General features: G+C 34.3%; 27 protein-coding genes. All 27 read right to left on the bottom strand.

Features of this window, described 5'->3' with window-relative positions; all coding sequences use genetic code 11:
* Positions 1 to 211: 211 nt before the first annotated feature.
* Entirely contained in the window at positions 212 to 430 is a 219-nt protein-coding gene (gene infA / locus ACYQ19_RS08120) for a translation initiation factor IF-1 (RefSeq protein WP_459978921.1), read from the bottom strand.
* On the bottom strand, positions 430 to 1,188 hold the full coding sequence (map, locus tag ACYQ19_RS08115) for a type I methionyl aminopeptidase (RefSeq protein ID WP_459978920.1): 759 nt from the start codon (positions 1,186 to 1,188) through the stop codon (positions 430 to 432). The genes infA and map overlap by 1 nt, the downstream gene beginning before the upstream one ends.
* A 26-nt stretch (positions 1,189 to 1,214) precedes the next feature.
* Positions 1,215 to 2,474 (bottom strand): preprotein translocase subunit SecY, encoded by a 1,260-nt coding sequence (secY, locus tag ACYQ19_RS08110; protein WP_459978919.1) that lies wholly within the window; start codon positions 2,472 to 2,474, stop codon positions 1,215 to 1,217.
* Between the two features lie 4 nt (positions 2,475 to 2,478).
* Positions 2,479 to 2,871: a 50S ribosomal protein L15 gene (gene rplO, locus ACYQ19_RS08105; RefSeq protein WP_459978918.1), complete on the bottom strand. Its 393-nt coding sequence runs from the start codon at positions 2,869 to 2,871 to the stop codon at positions 2,479 to 2,481.
* A 2-nt stretch (positions 2,872 to 2,873) separates the two neighbouring features.
* Positions 2,874 to 3,350 (bottom strand): 30S ribosomal protein S5, encoded by a 477-nt coding sequence (gene rpsE, locus ACYQ19_RS08100; RefSeq protein ID WP_459978917.1) that lies wholly within the window; start codon positions 3,348 to 3,350, stop codon positions 2,874 to 2,876.
* Between the two features lie 9 nt (positions 3,351 to 3,359).
* Positions 3,360 to 3,725: a 50S ribosomal protein L18 gene (gene rplR, locus ACYQ19_RS08095; protein WP_459978916.1), complete on the bottom strand. Its 366-nt coding sequence runs from the start codon at positions 3,723 to 3,725 to the stop codon at positions 3,360 to 3,362.
* Positions 3,726 to 3,734: 9 nt separating this feature from the next.
* Positions 3,735 to 4,271, bottom strand: coding sequence for a 50S ribosomal protein L6 (gene rplF / locus ACYQ19_RS08090; RefSeq protein ID WP_459978915.1), 537 nt, complete (start codon positions 4,269 to 4,271; stop codon positions 3,735 to 3,737).
* Positions 4,272 to 4,282: 11 nt separating this feature from the next.
* Complete coding sequence (rpsH, locus tag ACYQ19_RS08085) at positions 4,283 to 4,678, bottom strand: 30S ribosomal protein S8 (RefSeq protein WP_459978914.1); 396 nt, start codon at positions 4,676 to 4,678, stop codon at positions 4,283 to 4,285.
* Between the two features lie 12 nt (positions 4,679 to 4,690).
* Positions 4,691 to 4,876, bottom strand: coding sequence for a type Z 30S ribosomal protein S14 (locus tag ACYQ19_RS08080; protein ID WP_007475795.1), 186 nt, complete (start codon positions 4,874 to 4,876; stop codon positions 4,691 to 4,693).
* Between the two features lies 1 nt (position 4,877).
* The gene (rplE, locus tag ACYQ19_RS08075; RefSeq protein WP_459978913.1) at positions 4,878 to 5,423 is read right to left on the bottom strand and encodes a 50S ribosomal protein L5; all 546 of its coding nucleotides are present in this window, start codon (positions 5,421 to 5,423) and stop codon (positions 4,878 to 4,880) included.
* A 4-nt stretch (positions 5,424 to 5,427) separates the two neighbouring features.
* The gene (gene rplX / locus ACYQ19_RS08070; RefSeq protein WP_459978912.1) at positions 5,428 to 5,679 is read right to left on the bottom strand and encodes a 50S ribosomal protein L24; all 252 of its coding nucleotides are present in this window, start codon (positions 5,677 to 5,679) and stop codon (positions 5,428 to 5,430) included.
* Entirely contained in the window at positions 5,679 to 6,047 is a 369-nt protein-coding gene (gene rplN, locus ACYQ19_RS08065; protein WP_015901868.1) for a 50S ribosomal protein L14, read from the bottom strand. Before rplN ends, rplX begins: the two co-directional genes overlap by 1 nt.
* Before the next feature lie 2 nt (positions 6,048 to 6,049).
* Positions 6,050 to 6,295 carry a 30S ribosomal protein S17 gene (gene rpsQ, locus ACYQ19_RS08060; protein WP_015902595.1) on the bottom strand — a complete coding sequence of 82 codons (246 nt, stop codon included), beginning with the start codon at positions 6,293 to 6,295 and terminating at the stop codon, positions 6,050 to 6,052.
* The gene (gene rpmC / locus ACYQ19_RS08055; protein WP_015902377.1) at positions 6,295 to 6,501 is read right to left on the bottom strand and encodes a 50S ribosomal protein L29; all 207 of its coding nucleotides are present in this window, start codon (positions 6,499 to 6,501) and stop codon (positions 6,295 to 6,297) included. The genes rpsQ and rpmC overlap by 1 nt, the downstream gene beginning before the upstream one ends.
* Complete coding sequence (gene rplP / locus ACYQ19_RS08050) at positions 6,488 to 6,913, bottom strand: 50S ribosomal protein L16 (RefSeq protein WP_015902787.1); 426 nt, start codon at positions 6,911 to 6,913, stop codon at positions 6,488 to 6,490. The genes rpmC and rplP overlap by 14 nt, the downstream gene beginning before the upstream one ends.
* Positions 6,891 to 7,613, bottom strand: a complete 723-nt coding sequence (rpsC, locus tag ACYQ19_RS08045; RefSeq protein ID WP_459978911.1) for a 30S ribosomal protein S3 — start codon at positions 7,611 to 7,613, stop codon at positions 6,891 to 6,893. The genes rplP and rpsC overlap by 23 nt, the downstream gene beginning before the upstream one ends.
* Positions 7,613 to 7,933: a 50S ribosomal protein L22 gene (gene rplV, locus ACYQ19_RS08040; RefSeq protein ID WP_012663770.1), complete on the bottom strand. Its 321-nt coding sequence runs from the start codon at positions 7,931 to 7,933 to the stop codon at positions 7,613 to 7,615. Before rplV ends, rpsC begins: the two co-directional genes overlap by 1 nt.
* Before the next feature lie 9 nt (positions 7,934 to 7,942).
* Positions 7,943 to 8,224 (bottom strand): 30S ribosomal protein S19, encoded by a 282-nt coding sequence (gene rpsS, locus ACYQ19_RS08035; RefSeq protein ID WP_456470128.1) that lies wholly within the window; start codon positions 8,222 to 8,224, stop codon positions 7,943 to 7,945.
* A 9-nt stretch (positions 8,225 to 8,233) separates the two neighbouring features.
* Positions 8,234 to 9,058: a 50S ribosomal protein L2 gene (gene rplB / locus ACYQ19_RS08030; protein WP_459978910.1), complete on the bottom strand. Its 825-nt coding sequence runs from the start codon at positions 9,056 to 9,058 to the stop codon at positions 8,234 to 8,236.
* Positions 9,059 to 9,067: 9 nt separating this feature from the next.
* A complete protein-coding gene (locus tag ACYQ19_RS08025) occupies positions 9,068 to 9,349 on the bottom strand; it encodes a 50S ribosomal protein L23 (RefSeq protein ID WP_012663812.1) in 282 nt (93 codons plus the stop codon).
* 3 nt (positions 9,350 to 9,352) lie between these two features.
* Complete coding sequence (gene rplD, locus ACYQ19_RS08020) at positions 9,353 to 9,934, bottom strand: 50S ribosomal protein L4 (RefSeq protein WP_459978909.1); 582 nt, start codon at positions 9,932 to 9,934, stop codon at positions 9,353 to 9,355.
* Positions 9,931 to 10,506 carry a 50S ribosomal protein L3 gene (rplC, locus tag ACYQ19_RS08015; RefSeq protein ID WP_459978908.1) on the bottom strand — a complete coding sequence of 192 codons (576 nt, stop codon included), beginning with the start codon at positions 10,504 to 10,506 and terminating at the stop codon, positions 9,931 to 9,933. Before rplC ends, rplD begins: the two co-directional genes overlap by 4 nt.
* Before the next feature lie 10 nt (positions 10,507 to 10,516).
* Positions 10,517 to 10,825 carry a 30S ribosomal protein S10 gene (gene rpsJ, locus ACYQ19_RS08010; RefSeq protein ID WP_012663777.1) on the bottom strand — a complete coding sequence of 103 codons (309 nt, stop codon included), beginning with the start codon at positions 10,823 to 10,825 and terminating at the stop codon, positions 10,517 to 10,519.
* Positions 10,826 to 10,949: 124 nt separating this feature from the next.
* Entirely contained in the window at positions 10,950 to 11,615 is a 666-nt protein-coding gene (locus tag ACYQ19_RS08005) for an LOG family protein (protein ID WP_459978907.1), read from the bottom strand.
* A gap of 183 nt (positions 11,616 to 11,798) precedes the next feature.
* Positions 11,799 to 12,878 (bottom strand): ABC transporter permease, encoded by a 1,080-nt coding sequence (locus ACYQ19_RS08000; RefSeq protein ID WP_459978906.1) that lies wholly within the window; start codon positions 12,876 to 12,878, stop codon positions 11,799 to 11,801.
* A complete protein-coding gene (locus ACYQ19_RS07995; protein ID WP_459978905.1) occupies positions 12,875 to 13,978 on the bottom strand; it encodes an ABC transporter permease in 1,104 nt (367 codons plus the stop codon). The genes ACYQ19_RS08000 and ACYQ19_RS07995 overlap by 4 nt, the downstream gene beginning before the upstream one ends.
* On the bottom strand, positions 13,975 to 15,573 hold the full coding sequence (locus ACYQ19_RS07990) for an ATP-binding cassette domain-containing protein (protein WP_459978904.1): 1,599 nt from the start codon (positions 15,571 to 15,573) through the stop codon (positions 13,975 to 13,977). The genes ACYQ19_RS07995 and ACYQ19_RS07990 overlap by 4 nt, the downstream gene beginning before the upstream one ends.
* Between the last annotated feature and the right edge of the window lie 202 nt (positions 15,574 to 15,775).

Genomic DNA, 15,775 nt, shown 5'->3' with positions numbered 1-15,775 from the left:
TAGATTTTCACAAAAAAATTTAAAAATTGTGAAAAAATTTTAAAACTTATTAAAATCATACATTATATATACTAAAAATAACCGCATTTTAGTCAATTATTCTTTTTAATTGCAAATATATATAAAAATTATTCACAATTATCAACATAATAAGATTATAGATTGTGCAAAAATAGTGTTGAGAATAAAAGAAGTTAAAAAAAGAGGAGAATTATTTATATCTGTAAGTAATTCTACCTTTATCTAAGCTATAAGGATTAATTTCTACTTTTACTTTATCGCCTGGAACGATTTTAATATAGTTCATTCTGATTTTTCCACTTATATGACACAAAACTTCTTTTTTAAGCCCTTCTAATTCTACTTTAAACATTGCATTAGGAAGCGCTTCTGTTACAATTCCATCTACTTCTAAAACGTCTTTTGCCATTATTCCTCCTCTGTTAATATTATTGCTTTATTGTTAATTACTGCAACCTGATGTTCATAATGAACTCCAACTTCCATGTCTTCACAATAAACATCCCATCCATTATCTGCTAATATAGGTTCACCACATTTATGGCAAAGCATAGGTTCTAAACAAAAAACATGCCCGTTTTTAACTTTTTCACCCTGATTTGCTTTCCCTTCTACATAATTTAGAATTTGAGGTTCTTCATGTGGTTTTCTACCAATTCCATGACCGCTGTAACCCTTTAGTGGAACATATCCGTGAGATACAATATAATCTTCAATAAGTTTACTAATCTGTTTATATCTCATTCCAGGTTTAATATTTTCTATAGCGTGGTATAACGCCCCTTTAGAAACATCTATCATTTTTTGATATTCTTCTTTTATCTTACCAACACCTATAGTAATAGCTGCATCTCCATACCACCCATCAATCTCAACACCAACATCAAAACCGACAACCTCACCCTCTTTTAAAGGTTCATTTGTAGGAATTCCGTGAATTACTACTCCGTTTCTGCTAATACATACGCTATTTGGAAAATCATATAAACCTTTAAAAGCAGGTCTTCCTCCATTTTCTCTAATAAATTCTTCGGCTATTCTATCAAGTTCGAGCGGAGTAATGCCAGGTTTGGTATGTTCTTTTAAAAGTTTCAAAGTTCGAGCAACAAGTTTAGCAGGTATTTTGATTTTTTCAATTTCTTGAGGTTTTCTAATTGCTATTGCCATTTATTCTCCTAAAATAAAAAGAGGCATTAAAGCCCCGTTACCGATAATGTATCATATTTTTGCATTGTAAGCTGTGCTTGTATTTTTCTCATAGTATCAATTGCAACTTGCACAACAATCAAAACCGCGGTTCCACCAAAATAGAAATTAATTCCAATTAGTTTTACAAGTAGCCATGGCATAACAGTTATAGCACCAAGATATAGCGCACCCCAAAATGTAAGTCTACTTGCTACTTCATTTAAAAATTTAGCAGTTTGTTCTCCAGGTCTGATTCCAGGAATAAAGCCACCCTGTTTTTTAAGATTTTCTGCAATTTCTTTTGCGTTAAATACAATTGAAGCATAAAAATAAGCAAAGAAAATAACAAAAATAAATAATAATACATGATACAAATATCCATTAGGATTTAAAATATCTCTAATTTGAACCAGAACAGGATTTGTAACACCACTTAAAACCGTAAGAGGAAACATTAAAATCGCACTTGCAAAAATTGGTGGAATAACACCACTTAAGTTAACTTTAATAGGAATATAATTCATAACTCTTTTGAATCTATTTTGCATTAAAACTTTTTTCTGATAAGAAATAGGTATTCTTCTCTCAGCAAGTTCTACATAAATAATAAATCCAATTGTAGCAACTACAATAAATAATATAAATATTAATCCTATTACAGAAAGTTCACCTACATCCACAAGATTTAACGTTCCTACTATTGCAGATGGAATAGCACTAACAATTCCGGCAAAGATAATTAAACTAATACCGTTACCAACACCTCTTTCTGTGATCTGTTCACCGATCCACACAAGAAGCATAGTTCCACCCATCATCGAAAAGGCGGTTAATATTACAAATGTAGAAGTATCTATCATTACTGCAGACTCACCCATTTTACCGGTCATAGAAGTTAAACCTATTGCAATACCTATTGCCTGAATAAAAGAAATAGCCACAGTTGAATATTTAACTATTTGCATATATTTTTGAAAACCTTGAGAGTCTTTTTTCATTTCACCAAGTTTAGGGAATGTTGCAGCAAGTAGCTCCATAATAATAGACGCAGTAATGTAAGGCATAACACCAAGCGCAATAATACTCATACGACTTACAGCATTACCACTGAACATATTAAGTAAACCTAATGCATCATTCTGATGACCTGAAAAAAATTCTTTAATTACATCAATATTTACCCCTGGAACAGGTACATATGCAAGAACTCTATAGATGAGAAGGAAACCAAGGGTAATTAATATTTTTTTAGCTATCGGATTCATACCCTTACTTTCCAGATGTAGTTATGTTAGCATCTTTAATTTTATCTTTAAGCTCTTTAGCTTTAGTTCCTATCAGTTTTACTTTTTTAGCTTTTATTTTTACAATATTAGCTAAAGCTTCCATTGTAATTTCTTCAAGTTCAACTATTGCTGGGAATTTATCCACATTAATAGCCTGAGGTTTTACAACTCTACTTTTGAAACCAACTTTCGGTAATCTTCTTTGAAGTGGTTGCTGACCACCCTCAAAACCTCTTTTTTGAGAATAACCAGTTCTTGATTTCTGACCTTTTTGTCCTCTTGTAGAAGTTTTTCCGTATCCTGAACCTGCTCCACGTCCTACTCTTTTAGTTTTATGAGTAGAACCGCATGCTGGTTTTAAATTATTTAACGCCATGATTACGCCTTTTTGCTTTTAATCATTTTTAGAGCTTCAACAGTAGCTCTAACAAGGTTATGAGGTTCGTTTGAACCAAGTGATTTAGATAAAATATCTTTAATACCAACAAGTTCTAGCACTGGTCTTACCGCACCACCGGCGATTAACCCTGTACCCTCACTTGCAGGTTTAAGTAAAATTTTTGATGCATTGTATTTAGCTTGAACGTCATGGTTAATAGTGTTACCATGAATACCTTCGATTTTAACTAAGTTTTTGAATGCATCGTCAATTGCTTTTTTAATTGCATCCGGAACTTCTTTAGCTTTTCCAGTTCCGATTCCAACTATACCTTTTTTATTTCCAACAACTACTAAAGCGTTAAATCTGAATCTTCTACCACCTTTAACAACTTTAGTAATTCTTCCGATATTAACAACTACTTCTTCAAATTCTTCTCTGTTATAATCTCTAATTACTTGAGCTTTTTTAGCCATTTGCCTTCCTTATAATTTTATACCGTTTTCTCTAAGAGTATCTGCAAACGCTGCAACTACACCATGATATTTATATCCGTTTCTATCAAATCTAACTGATTCAATATTAGCAGCTTTTAATTTTTCAGCAAAAAGTTTAGCTGCTTCTTTTGCTCCGTTAATGTTTGAAGGTAATTTATTTTCTAAATGTGCAGTATTTAAAAATGCCAACGTATTACCAGCAACATCATCAATAGCTTGAATAACTAAGTATTTATTTGATTTATAAATACTAACTCTTGGCATATCAGCAGTTCCGCTGATTCTACCTCTAACTCTTCTTTTTCTTTTAAGTCTTCTTAAGTCTCTTTTAGCTAATGCTTTACTTCTTCTCATCTCTCACCCTTATTTTTTAGCTGTTTTACCAGCTTTTCTAATAATATGTTCATCAACATATTTAACACCTTTACCTTTATAAGGCTCAGGTTTTCTAAAGCTTCTGATTTCAGCAGCAACTTGCCCAACTTGTTGTTTATCGCTACCTTTTACAGTAATAATGTTTTTTTCAACTGTAATAGTAATACCTTTAGGAATTTCATAATTTATAGGGTGTGAATATCCAAGTTGTAATTCTAAAACATTTCCTTTTACAGCTGCTCTGTAACCAACACCATTAATTTCAAGTTTTTTCTCAAACCCCTGAGTTAATCCGATAACTGCATTGTTAGCTAAAGCCCTAACAGTTCCCCACATTGCTTTTGCGAATTTGCTCTCTTCTGCAGGTTCAAAAGAAACTGTATCACCTTCAATATTTACTTTAACAACACCTTTAGTGTCTATAACTTTTTCGTCTTGGCCTTTTTTAATGATTAATTTATTCCCTTCAAGTTTAGCTTCAAGGCCAGAAGCTAACTTTACGGGTTGTTTACCTATTCTACTCATAAACTATCTCCTTACCAAATACTACAGATTACTTCGCCGCCTACTTTTAATTTGTAAGCTTCATCGTTAGGTAAAACGCCTTTATTTGTTGATACAACTAAAGTTCCGTATCCGTTTTTAAATCTTTTAATATCTTCGTATCCTTTGTAAACCCTTCTACCAGGTTTAGATACTTTTTTAACTTCATTGATAACAGAGTTACCATTCTCATCATATTTTAAAGTAACGTTGATGAATTTTTTGTTTCCATCTTCGATTACTTTAAAACTTTCAATATAACCTTTTTCTTCAAAAACTTTCAATACCGCTTCCATTAGTTTAGAGTGATTAAGTTGAGTAACCTCTAAACCTCTCATAGCGGCATTTCTGATTCTAGTTAATCCGTCTGCAATAATATCATTCATCATCTTGGCATCCTTTTACCAACTTGCTTTTTTAACACCAGGGAGTAATCCCTCGTTTGCCATTTTTCTTAGGCAGATTCTGCAAATACCAAAATCTCTGTAAACAGAGTGAACTCTACCACAGATTGAGCATCTTGTATATGCTCTAACTTTAAATTTTGGTTTTCTTTTAGCTTTAGCTATCATACTTTTTTTTGCCATATTACTTTCCTTTTGTGAATGGGAATCCGATAAGTTCTAGCATTCTTTCAGCCATTTTATCGTCTTCAGTAGTTGTGGAAATGTTAATATTCATACCATGAACTTTAATAATGTTATCATAATCAACTTCAGTAAATACTAATTGCTCAGTAAGACCGAAGTTAAAATTACCTCTTCCGTCAAATCCGTCTCTTTTTACACCTTTAAAGTCTCTAACTCTTGGAAGTGCGATTGAAATTAGTTTTTGAAGGAAATTCCACATCATTTCACCTCTTAGTGTAACTTTTACACCAACAGGCATTCCTTCTCTTACTTTAAACCCTGCAACAGACTTTCTTGCAGGTGTAATTACTGCTTTTTGACCAGTAATGATTGTTAATGTATCAGCTACGCTTTGAAGGAATTTTTTATCTCTGCTTCCTTCACCAACACCAGCACTAACAACGATTTTTTCAATGTTAGGAATTAGCATTGGGTTTTTAATATCAAACTCTTCAGCTAATTTTGCTCTAACTTCTTCTTTATATTTTTTTTGTACTTCAAACATCTTCTCAGCCTTCTACTTTTTTTACATTTGAGATGTGAATTGGTTTTTCAATATATTCAAACCCACCTTTTGGGTTTTGTTCAGTTGGCTTAACAGCCTTTTTAACTACGTTCACACCTTTAACAAGTACTTTAGCATCTTTAACAAGTACTTTTAAAACTTCACCAGTTTTTCCTCTGTCATCTCCTGCGATAACTTTTACCGTATCGCCTTTTTTGATTTTGTATTTAGGAGGTAAATTTTTTCTAGCACCCATTATAACACCTCCGGAGCAAGTGATGTAATTTTTTGGAAACCTTCGTATCTTACTTCTCTCGCGATCGGTCCGAAAATACGAGTTCCAATTGGTTCTTTTTTAGCGTCGATGATAACAGCCGCGTTATCATCAAATCTTATAAGTGATCCGTTTTCTCTTTGAACTTCTTTTTTAGTTCTAACGATTACCGCTTTTACAACTTGACCTTTTTTAATTTTACCGTTTGGAAGGGCTTTTTTTACAGAAGCGACAATAATGTCACCTACTGAAGCATATCTTCTTTTTGACCCTCCCAAAACTTTAATACACATAATTTCTTTAGCACCGCTGTTGTCAGCAACTTTTAATCTTGTAAATGGTTGAATCATTCTTATTCTCCTCTCTCAAGAATATCTTTAAGAACGAAAGATTTTCTTTTAGAAATTGGTCTGTGTTCAATTGCGCTTACAACATCGCCAACATTTGCTTCGTTGTTTTCATCGTGAACAAGATATTTTTTAAATTTTTTAACAATTTTATGGTATTTAGGGTGTAAAACTTTTCTTTCAACTAAAACGTTGATAGTTTTATCACCAGTTTTTTTGATAACTTTTCCAGTAATTATTCTTTTAGGCATTAGTTACCCCTTTTTGCTCTCATCGCAGTTTTAATTCTTGCGATGTCTTTTCTAATTTTTCTAACAAGAGAAGTATCTTGTAGCTGCATAGTTTTTAATTTCATTCTTGTTTCAAAAAGCTCCATTTTTTTCTCTTTTAAAAGATCTTGAAGCTCTTTTTCAGACTTTTCAACAAGTTCCGCTACGTTTAATTTAGTATAGCTCATTTTCACTCTCCATGCTTACAATTTTTGTTTTAAATGGTAATTTAGCAGCTGCAAGAGTTAATGCCCTAACGGCAGTTTCATTATTCACACCAGTGATTTCGAAAATAATTCTTCCGGGTTTAATATTCATAACCCACTCTTCAACACTACCTTTACCTTTACCCATTCTCACCCCAACAGGTTTTGCTGTTAGAGGTTTATCAGGGAATACTCTAATCCAGATTTTACCTGTTCTTTTCATAGTTCTTGAAAGTGCAACCCTTCCAGCTTCAATTTGTCTTGAATTGATTCTTCCAAGCTCTACAGCTTTAAGACCGTATGTTCCGAATGCAAGAGTGCTGCCTCTGTAGGCTTTACCTCTGTTTCTACCTTTTTGTTGTTTTCTATATTTAGTTCTTTTTGGCATTAACATTTCTGCGTCCTTTTCTTCTTCTTGGAGCTTTTCTTTCTGGCGCTTGTGTATCGTCAGAATTCATTTTTCTTTGAAGAACTTCACCTTTGAATATCCAAACTTTTACACCGATGATTCCGTATGTTGTTAAAGCTTCGGCAAATCCGTAATCAATTTTTGCTCTTAATGTATGAAGAGGAACTCTTCCCTCAAGATACCACTCAGTTCTTGCCATTTCAGCACCATTAAGTCTTCCTGCAACTTGAACTTTGATACCTTTTGCACCAGATTTAAGTGCAGATTGAATAACTTTTTTCATAGCTCTTCTGAATGCTACCCTTCTTTCAATCTGAGTAGCAACGTTTTCAGCCGCAAGCTGTGCTGAAAGTTGTGGTTTTCTCTCTTCTTTAATGTTAAGAATTAATTCTTTATTACCAATTCTTTTTTGAAGTTCAGCTTTTAAAGCTTCGATTTCACTACCACCTTTACCAATGATGATACCAGGTTTTGCTGCAAAAATAGTAATTCTGATTTTTTTAGCAGTTCTTTCAATAATAATATCACTGATACCTGCGTAATAAAGTTTTTTCTTAAGGAATTTTCTAAGTTCATAATCACTTAAAACATTCTCAGGCATAGTGTTATAGTTAATGAACCATCTGCTTCTCCAGTTTCTGTTTATCCCTAGTCTTAGTCCGATTGGATTCGTTTTTTGACCCATTAGCTTTCCTTTTCAACTTCTACAAAAATATGTGCTGTAGGTTTTTGGATTCTGCTTGCCATACCTCTAGCTCTTGGTCTGAATCTTTTTAGATACGGACCTCTGTCGATTCTGCAAGAAGTAATTACAACTTCATTTGCATCATATCCGCCGTTTGCAACAGCACTTGCAACAACTTTAGCGATTACTCTTGCCGCTTTGTTTGGCATAAATTCTAATTTAGCAAGTGCTTCTTCAGCATTCATACCTTGAATTTCTTTAGCAATTAATCTGGCTTTTGTTGGCGATAGTCTTATAAATTTTAATACTGCTTTACTCATCACCTATCCTTACTTACCAATTTTCTTTTGAACAGAACCTTTATGTCCTCTAAAAGTTCTGGTAGGTGCAAATTCACCTAATTTAAATCCAACGTGTCTTTCAGTAATATATACAGGCACGAAATCTCTTCCGTTATGAACATTGATAGTCAAACCTATCATTTCAGGTGTAATAGTACTTCTTCTTGACCAAGTTTTAATTGGTTTTGGGTTTTTTTCTTCTTTAGCTTTTAAAACTTTTTTCATTAAATGGTCATCTACAAAAGGACCTTTTTTTAAACTTCTAGCCATGAGCTATCCTTATTTCTTTCTTCTTGAGATGATGTATTTATCAGATTGTTTTTTCTTTCTAGTTTTGTAACCTTTAGTCGGCATACCCCAAGGTGTAACAGGATGGTTACCTTTACTTCTACCTTCACCACCACCGTGCGGATGGTCAACCGGGTTCATAGCAATACCTCTTGTTTGAGGTCTGATACCTAGATGTCTGCTTCTACCGGCTTTACCGATAGTAATGTTTTGGTAATCAGCATTACCAACAGTTCCGATAGTTGCCATACATTCACCTAGAATATATCTCATCTCACCGCTTGGTAATCTTAAAATAACGTATTTACCTTCTCTACCCATAATTTGGCAGCTGTTTCCGGCACTTCTTGCGATTTGTCCACCTTTACCAGGTTTCATTTCAACGTTGTGCACAACTGTCCCTACAGGGATATTTTTAAGTTTCATTGCGTTACCAGGTTTAATGTCAAGTCCTGCTTCAGCTGCCATAACAGTGTCACCAACTTTTAAACCTTCAGGTTGAATGATATATCTTTTATCACCATCAACATAGCTGATAAGACAAATTCTGCAGTTTCTATATGGATCATATTCGATTGTCGCTACTTTACCAGGCACACCGAATTTATTTCTTTTGAAATCGATAATTCTGTAAAGTTTTTTCGCACCAGCTTCTCTGTGTCTTGATGTAATTCTACCAAGGTTGTTTCTTCCTGCTTTTTGAGGAAGTTTAATTAATAGTTTTTTTACCGTCGGTTTTGATGTTATGTCGCTGTTGTCAAGCGTTGTCATAAATCTTCTTGACGGTGTATATGGTTTATAACTCTTTACTGCCATCTTCTATCCTTATACACTTAGGCTTTCAAGTTTTGCATCTTCAGGTAATTTAACATAGAATTTTTTATAATCCGGTCTTTTACCTTCGATTCCTCTAAATCTTTTCACTTTTCCTTTTTGTCTAAGTGAATTAACTTTAAGCGGAGTTACTCCGAAATACTCTTTAAAAATCTCTTTAAGTTGATTTTTAGTCACTTTTGGTGTAGTTTGCACTACAAGCACACCTTGCTCTTGAAGGTTTAGTGCTTTTTCTGTATATACAATTGATTTAATATCTGTAATATCCGCCATCGCTTAGCCCTTTATAACTTTTTCGTAAGCCGCTTTATCAAAAATAATGCTGTGGAATACACTTGCATAATAAGCGTTTAATTCTTCAGGTGTAATGATATACACGTTTGGAATGTTTCTGAATGCTAAAAATGTTTTTTCATCCATTTCGTCAACTACGATTAGATAATCTCTTTGGTTAACTTCATTTAGCCATTTTACAGCGTCTTTTGTTTTTCCGCTTTCGATTTTAATGCTGTCAACAACAAAAAGTTTTCCGTTTTCAGCTTTTTCATTAAGAGCATATTTAAGTGCTACTCTTTTTTGTTTTTTGTTTAATTTTTGAGACCAGTCTCTTTCGTTTCTTGGTCCGTGTGCAACACCACCACCTACGAAGTGAGGCGCTCTGATACTACCTTGTCTAGCTCTTCCTAGACCTTTTTGTCTGAAAGGTTTTTTTCCACCACCGCTTACTTCACCTCTTGTTTTTGTATGTGCAGTTCCTGCTCTTTGATTAGCAAGGTATGCTTTTACATACAAATAAAGGTTATGCGGATTGATGTTTTGAAAATCCTCAGGTAATTGCTTAATTACTTCTATACTCATTTCACAATCCTTACTTTTCCTAAACTTCCATTAGCTCCAGGAACGCTTCCTTTAATTACAAGAACGCCCATGTTTTCATCATATTCTAATACTTCAGCGTTTACTGTTACGTTTTTGTTTCCGTATTGACCAGGCATTTTTCTACCAGGCATAACACGTCCAGGCCATTCACAGTTACCAATTGATCCAGGTGCTCTGTGAAATCTTGAACCGTGTCCACCAGGTCCACCAGCAAATCCGTGTCTTTTTACAACACCTTGGAAACCTCTTCCTTTTGATTTGAAAGTTAATTTAACTTTTTTAGCCTCTTTAAGTGGTTCTACACTTAAATCTCCAGGCTCAGTATTTGCAACTTCAAGTTCAACAAATCTGTTGAATTCTTTACTTAATCCGTATTTTTTTTGCATACCTTCGATTGGTTTATTGATTTTTTTCCCATTTGCGTATGCAACTAAAGCTTTGTTTTCTTTAATTTCACAAACTTTAGCCGGAACAACTTTTAATAATGTTACCGGAACACTTGGGATTCCTACAGTCCTACTCATTCCTATTTTTTCAACTATAAATTCCATTCAATTCTCCTTAACTTAATGCCCTAACTTCTACATCAACCTCTGGTGCCAACTCTAACTTCATAAGTTGATCAACAGTTTCAGGCGATGCGTTCACAACATCAACAATTCTTCTGTGAATTCTGATTTCAAACTGCTCTCTTGAATCTTTGTTAATGTGAGGTGATCTTAATACCGTATATCTTCTGATTTTTGTAGGTAGAGGAATTGGTCCCTTTACTTCCGCTCCAGTTCTTTTAATAGCATCTGTAATAATGCTAACAGCTTTGTCAAGCACTCTGTGATCGTATGCTTGAAGTTTAATTCTGATTTTCTCCATAGCCTTCCTTTTTAAAGATCTCGTGGTTTTTCCACGCTTTTGTGGACTGAAATTATAAATGATTTTAATGTTAAATGCAAGATATTTTGAAGTATTTTTTCCTTATAAAAAGGAAGAAGAGATGCTATTTATTTTTAACTATTTCCGTAATAGGCGCATTTTTTGAAATATATTCAACTACCTCTTGAACATCATCAGTAACTAAATACAAATTTTTGTCTTCAGGAGAGATGTATTTCATTTCTAGCATCTTTTCATAAAAATCCAAAAGGGGTTTATAAAATTCAATTCCGAAAAACACGATAGGAATTTGACTCATTCTTTTAGTTTGAACAAGTGTCAGCACTTCACTTAATTCATCCAAAGTTCCAAAACCACCCGGCATCATCACGGTTGCAACGCTGTATTTTAAAAAAGTCACTTTTCTTGTAAAAAAATATTTGAATTTCAATTTTGTTTTTACATACGGATTAGTTATCTGTTCGTGGGGTAGTTCTATGTTTAGCCCTATGCTGATTTTTGCACCTTTATTCGCCGCTTCCATAATCCCCGGGCCACCACCGGTTATAATCGCATACCCTTTATCACTAAGCTCTTTTGATATTTCAGTTGCTTTTTCATAATAATAATGCCCGGGCTTCTCCCTTGCACTTCCGAATATTGAAACGGCGGGCGGGATATCTTCAAGCTCGTCAAACGCATCCGTAAAATCACTTATAACCCTAAATATTCTCCAAACATCTTTATTTATGTTTCTGTTATCTAAAAATTCTTTTTGTATATCTCGCATAGATGTCCTTTTTAGTTAATTAAGTTGTTAAAGTTATTTAGGTTAGTTAATGTTTGAAAGGTTATTATGGTTAATTTGTTATTGGTATATTTGTTATTTGTAATCTGTTATTCAGTCATCACAGTAACTTTAAAACTTAACTAACTCTAATAACCTCAACAACTTTTATAAATTTCCCATTTATTAAAACAGTCGCCCCATTTTTCTAAACCCAATATAAAATAATACCAAACCTATAATAATTTCACCGGCAAAATAAGGAAGCAGATCGTTAAATGAAGTTCCCCTGAAAAATATCGATTCAGTTCCTTCAATAAAATACCTCACCGGTGATATAATTGTTAAAGCCTGTAAAAATTCATTCATAGAACTGATAGGCGTCCATGCACCGCTTAAAAACAAAAGAGGCATCATAACTACAATACTGAGCTGTGAAACCTGCATAACACTTCTGCTAAATGCCGCTATTACAAGCGCAATTCCGCCAAGTGAAAGAGCAAAGAAAAAACAAAGCACAAAAAAAGCGAACAGATTCCCGTTTATCGGCGCGTTAAACACCCCAAACACCACAATGCCCACACTTATAAACACACCAACCATCAATAAAGCTATTTGAGAGAGAACTTTGGCTAAAATTATCACGCTTCCGCTTACAGGCATCAAAAGCATAATATCCCAGGTGCCCGATTCTTTTTCCTTTACAAACACAACGGCTATAAGAATCAAAGCCAGCATAGTAATAACGCTCATAAGCTCACTAAGACTCATAAACCACTCGGAATTGGAATTTTGGTTAAAAAGCTTATGGATTTTAATATCAAGAGGAAATTTCGCATTAAGCATGGAATATACTATCTGATTAAGATATATAAGCGTTACCTGTGCTTGTGCCGAAGCGGTGGCGTCTATTAAAACATTTATCCGGGCATTTTTTCGAGAGAGAAAATCCTTTTCAAAATCTTTGTCGAACATAATTCCTACCATTATTTCACGGTTAAAAATAGCTTTTTTAAGTTCTTTTTCATTTAAAAACCTTTTAGGCGGTTGAAATTCAGGTTTGTGAAAATGGGAAAGTATTTTTTGAGGTATTGCTTCACCGGAATTTATAACATAACCGATACTGACGTTTTTAGGTTTAATCTCTATCCCTTTTCCGGCCGTATAGATATCAAACGTAAACATATAAAGCACAAAAAACACAAGCCCTATATTACGCAAAAAAGAGAGTATTTCCTTTTTAAATACGGCATAAAAACCTTTCATTTTATCGCCTTTTTCAAAAGCAGTGATCCGATACTTAAAAGCATAACCGCATAAAAAAACAAAATCAGCAGGTATTTTATGTTAAGCAAAGAATCAAACCCGTTTCCGACTAAAAATGTATCGTAAATTATATGGTTGTAATACATTACCGGAAACATATGCGCTTCTATGTAACTCTCGCCCGTCATAGAAGATATCGGCATCATAATACCCGAATACAAAAATCCCGGAATTACGGTTATGATAACCGAAAGAACAAGAGCCGCCACCTGTGTGGAAGTAACGATTGACACCAAAAGCCCTATTCCGACACTGACAAGTATATACAGCTCACTCGCAAGAATATAAAGCCAAAAGCTTCCCTTAAAGGGCAGATCAAACCAGTAAACCGCCCATAAAAGCAAAATAATTGCATTAAGGGAATGTAAAATAAAAGGCGGGGTTAATTTGGCAATTAAAAACTCGCTTTTTTTAAGGGGTGTTGAGTAAAAATTAAAAATCGTGCCTAGCTCTTTTTCCTTTACAATTAAAAGTGCGGCAAGAATTGAGGGAGCAATCAGCAAAGCCAAACCGATAACCCCGGGAATTATCGCATTTTCATCCCTCATTGATTCGTTGAAAAGATTTCTCTGGTTAATCTTTACCGGTGTTTCAATGCCGTTTTTTTCCAAAATGTTAATAAACATCCCGTTTACATACCCTTCAAGCGTTGTGGCCCTAAGAGGAAAACTTCCGTCTATAAACACTCCAACTTCCGCATTTTTGGAATGTATCAAATTTCTTTCGAAATTATGAGGGATAATGATAAAAAGATCGGCTTTATTTTGTTTAACAAGTTTCAATGCGGCATTGTCCGATATATTTAAAAGTTTTGTATCGAAATATTTGGAATGAGTAAAAGATTTAACTATTTCATTTGAAAGTTTTGTGTTGTCTTTGTCTATTATTATTGTTCTGGCATGGGTTATTTCCATTTTGAGCCCGTATCCGAACAGAAGGGTTATGAGAGTGGGCATAAGGTAAACCATAATAATCATTTTAGATCGCACCAGATCTATAAACTCTTTTTTTAAATACGCTTTTATTACACCCACATTCATGCATTCTCCTCGTAATATCTTATAAATATCTCTTCAAAACTTAAATTCGGGAATTTTTCGTGTAAATTTTCAACTTCGTCGTCTATTATTTTTTTACCTCTTTTTAAAACCACAACCCTATCACAATATTCCGCTTCACTCATATAATGGGTCGTAATTAAAATCGAAATTTTCCATTTTTCTTTAAGTTCTTTTAAAAGTTTCCAAAATGTTGCCCTTGCCACCGTATCAACCCCGCTTGTAGGCTCATCCAGAAACAAAACGACAGGATCATGCAGCAGGGCGACCGCTACCGAAAAACGCTGGTTTATTCCAAGCGGCACGTCTTTTGGAAATTCGTTTAAATACCTCTCAAACCCCAAAAGTCTTGCAAAAAATCTTTTTTTATCATTTATCTCTTTATTTGAAAGCCCGTGCATTTTTCCGAAATAATCAATATTTTCCGAAATGCTCAAATCATCGTATAATGCAAATCTCTGGGATACGTAGCCTATTTTGCTTTTGAGTTTTATTCTGTCTTTGTATGAATTTATCCTCTCACCCAGCAGATAAAGCTCGCCCTCGTCAATCGGATAGAGTCCTAAAAGCATTTTCATAAATGTGGTTTTTCCGGCTCCGTTTGCACCTAAAAGCCCCAAAATCTCCCCGCTTTTAAGTTCAAGGTCAATGTGATCGTCGGCGACAAAACTGCCGAATTTTTTGGTAAGGCCTTTTGCTTTTACCACAATATCCGGTATTTGAGTGTTTTTTTCTTCAAGGGTAATTTTAACTATTTCCTGATTTTTCTTAAGCGAATTTATAAAAAATAAAGCCTCAAGCGTAGGTTTGGCGTGTTTTTTGTCTAAAGAGTTTAATGAATACGTTTTATTGTTAAACGATATACACTTTTCGCATTCAAACTCACCCTCATAGGTATAATTTTCGGCATTTTGCAAAAGTTCATCCACTTTCCCGGAAGCGATAATTTCCCCCTCATCAAACAGCATAACCCTGTCCATCAGGGCGGCTTCTTGCATATATGCCGTGGAAATTAGGGCGATTATTCCTTCTTTTCGTCTTATATCATCCACTATTTCCCAAAGCTCTTTACGGCTTATAGGATCTACTCCCGTTGTAGGTTCGTCAAGAATAAGAAGTTTGGGTCTGTGAAGCAGTGTTAAAATAAGCGAAAGTTTCTGCCTCATACCGCCGCTTAAATTTGCCGCAAGTCTATTTTGAAATTCATAAAGTCCCGCCATTTTGAGAAGTCTTTTTTCGTATTCCGAATCTTTTTTTACATTCCTTAAACTTCTGAAAAAATCAAAATGCTCTTTTACACTAAGAGAATCATACAAAACAAGCCCGAGCCCCTGAGGCATAAGCCCTATAAACTTTTTAATTTTTTCGGCTTCTTCGGGACTTTTGTAAACAATTCCATTGTAACTTATTTCCCCCTCAAACCTTTTAACCCCGGCAACTGCGTGTAAAAGAGAGCTTTTTCCAGCCCCGTCCGCACCGATCAGACCGATAATTTCCCCCTCTTTTACTTCAAAACTTATGTTTTTAACGGCCGTGACGTTTTTATACTTTACGGTTACGTTTTTTACACTTAACATAATGGTTTATTTGTTATTGGTATATTGATGTATTGATTATTTAATTTTCCATTTTTCATAGAATAATTTTCCTTTTTTCAACCTTCTTCATACTTGGAACCTGGAACCCGGAACTTGGCAACTTTTTCATTCTCTCTATACTCCAAAAAGTCTCACGACTTTTCGGGAACCCCGTTTTAATTGTCCATTCTCCATTCTCAAT

The organism is Nautilia lithotrophica, assembly GCF_054656815.1.
The sequence above is the reverse complement of the archived record's forward strand: the minus strand, read 5'-3'. Positions and strand labels throughout refer to the sequence as shown.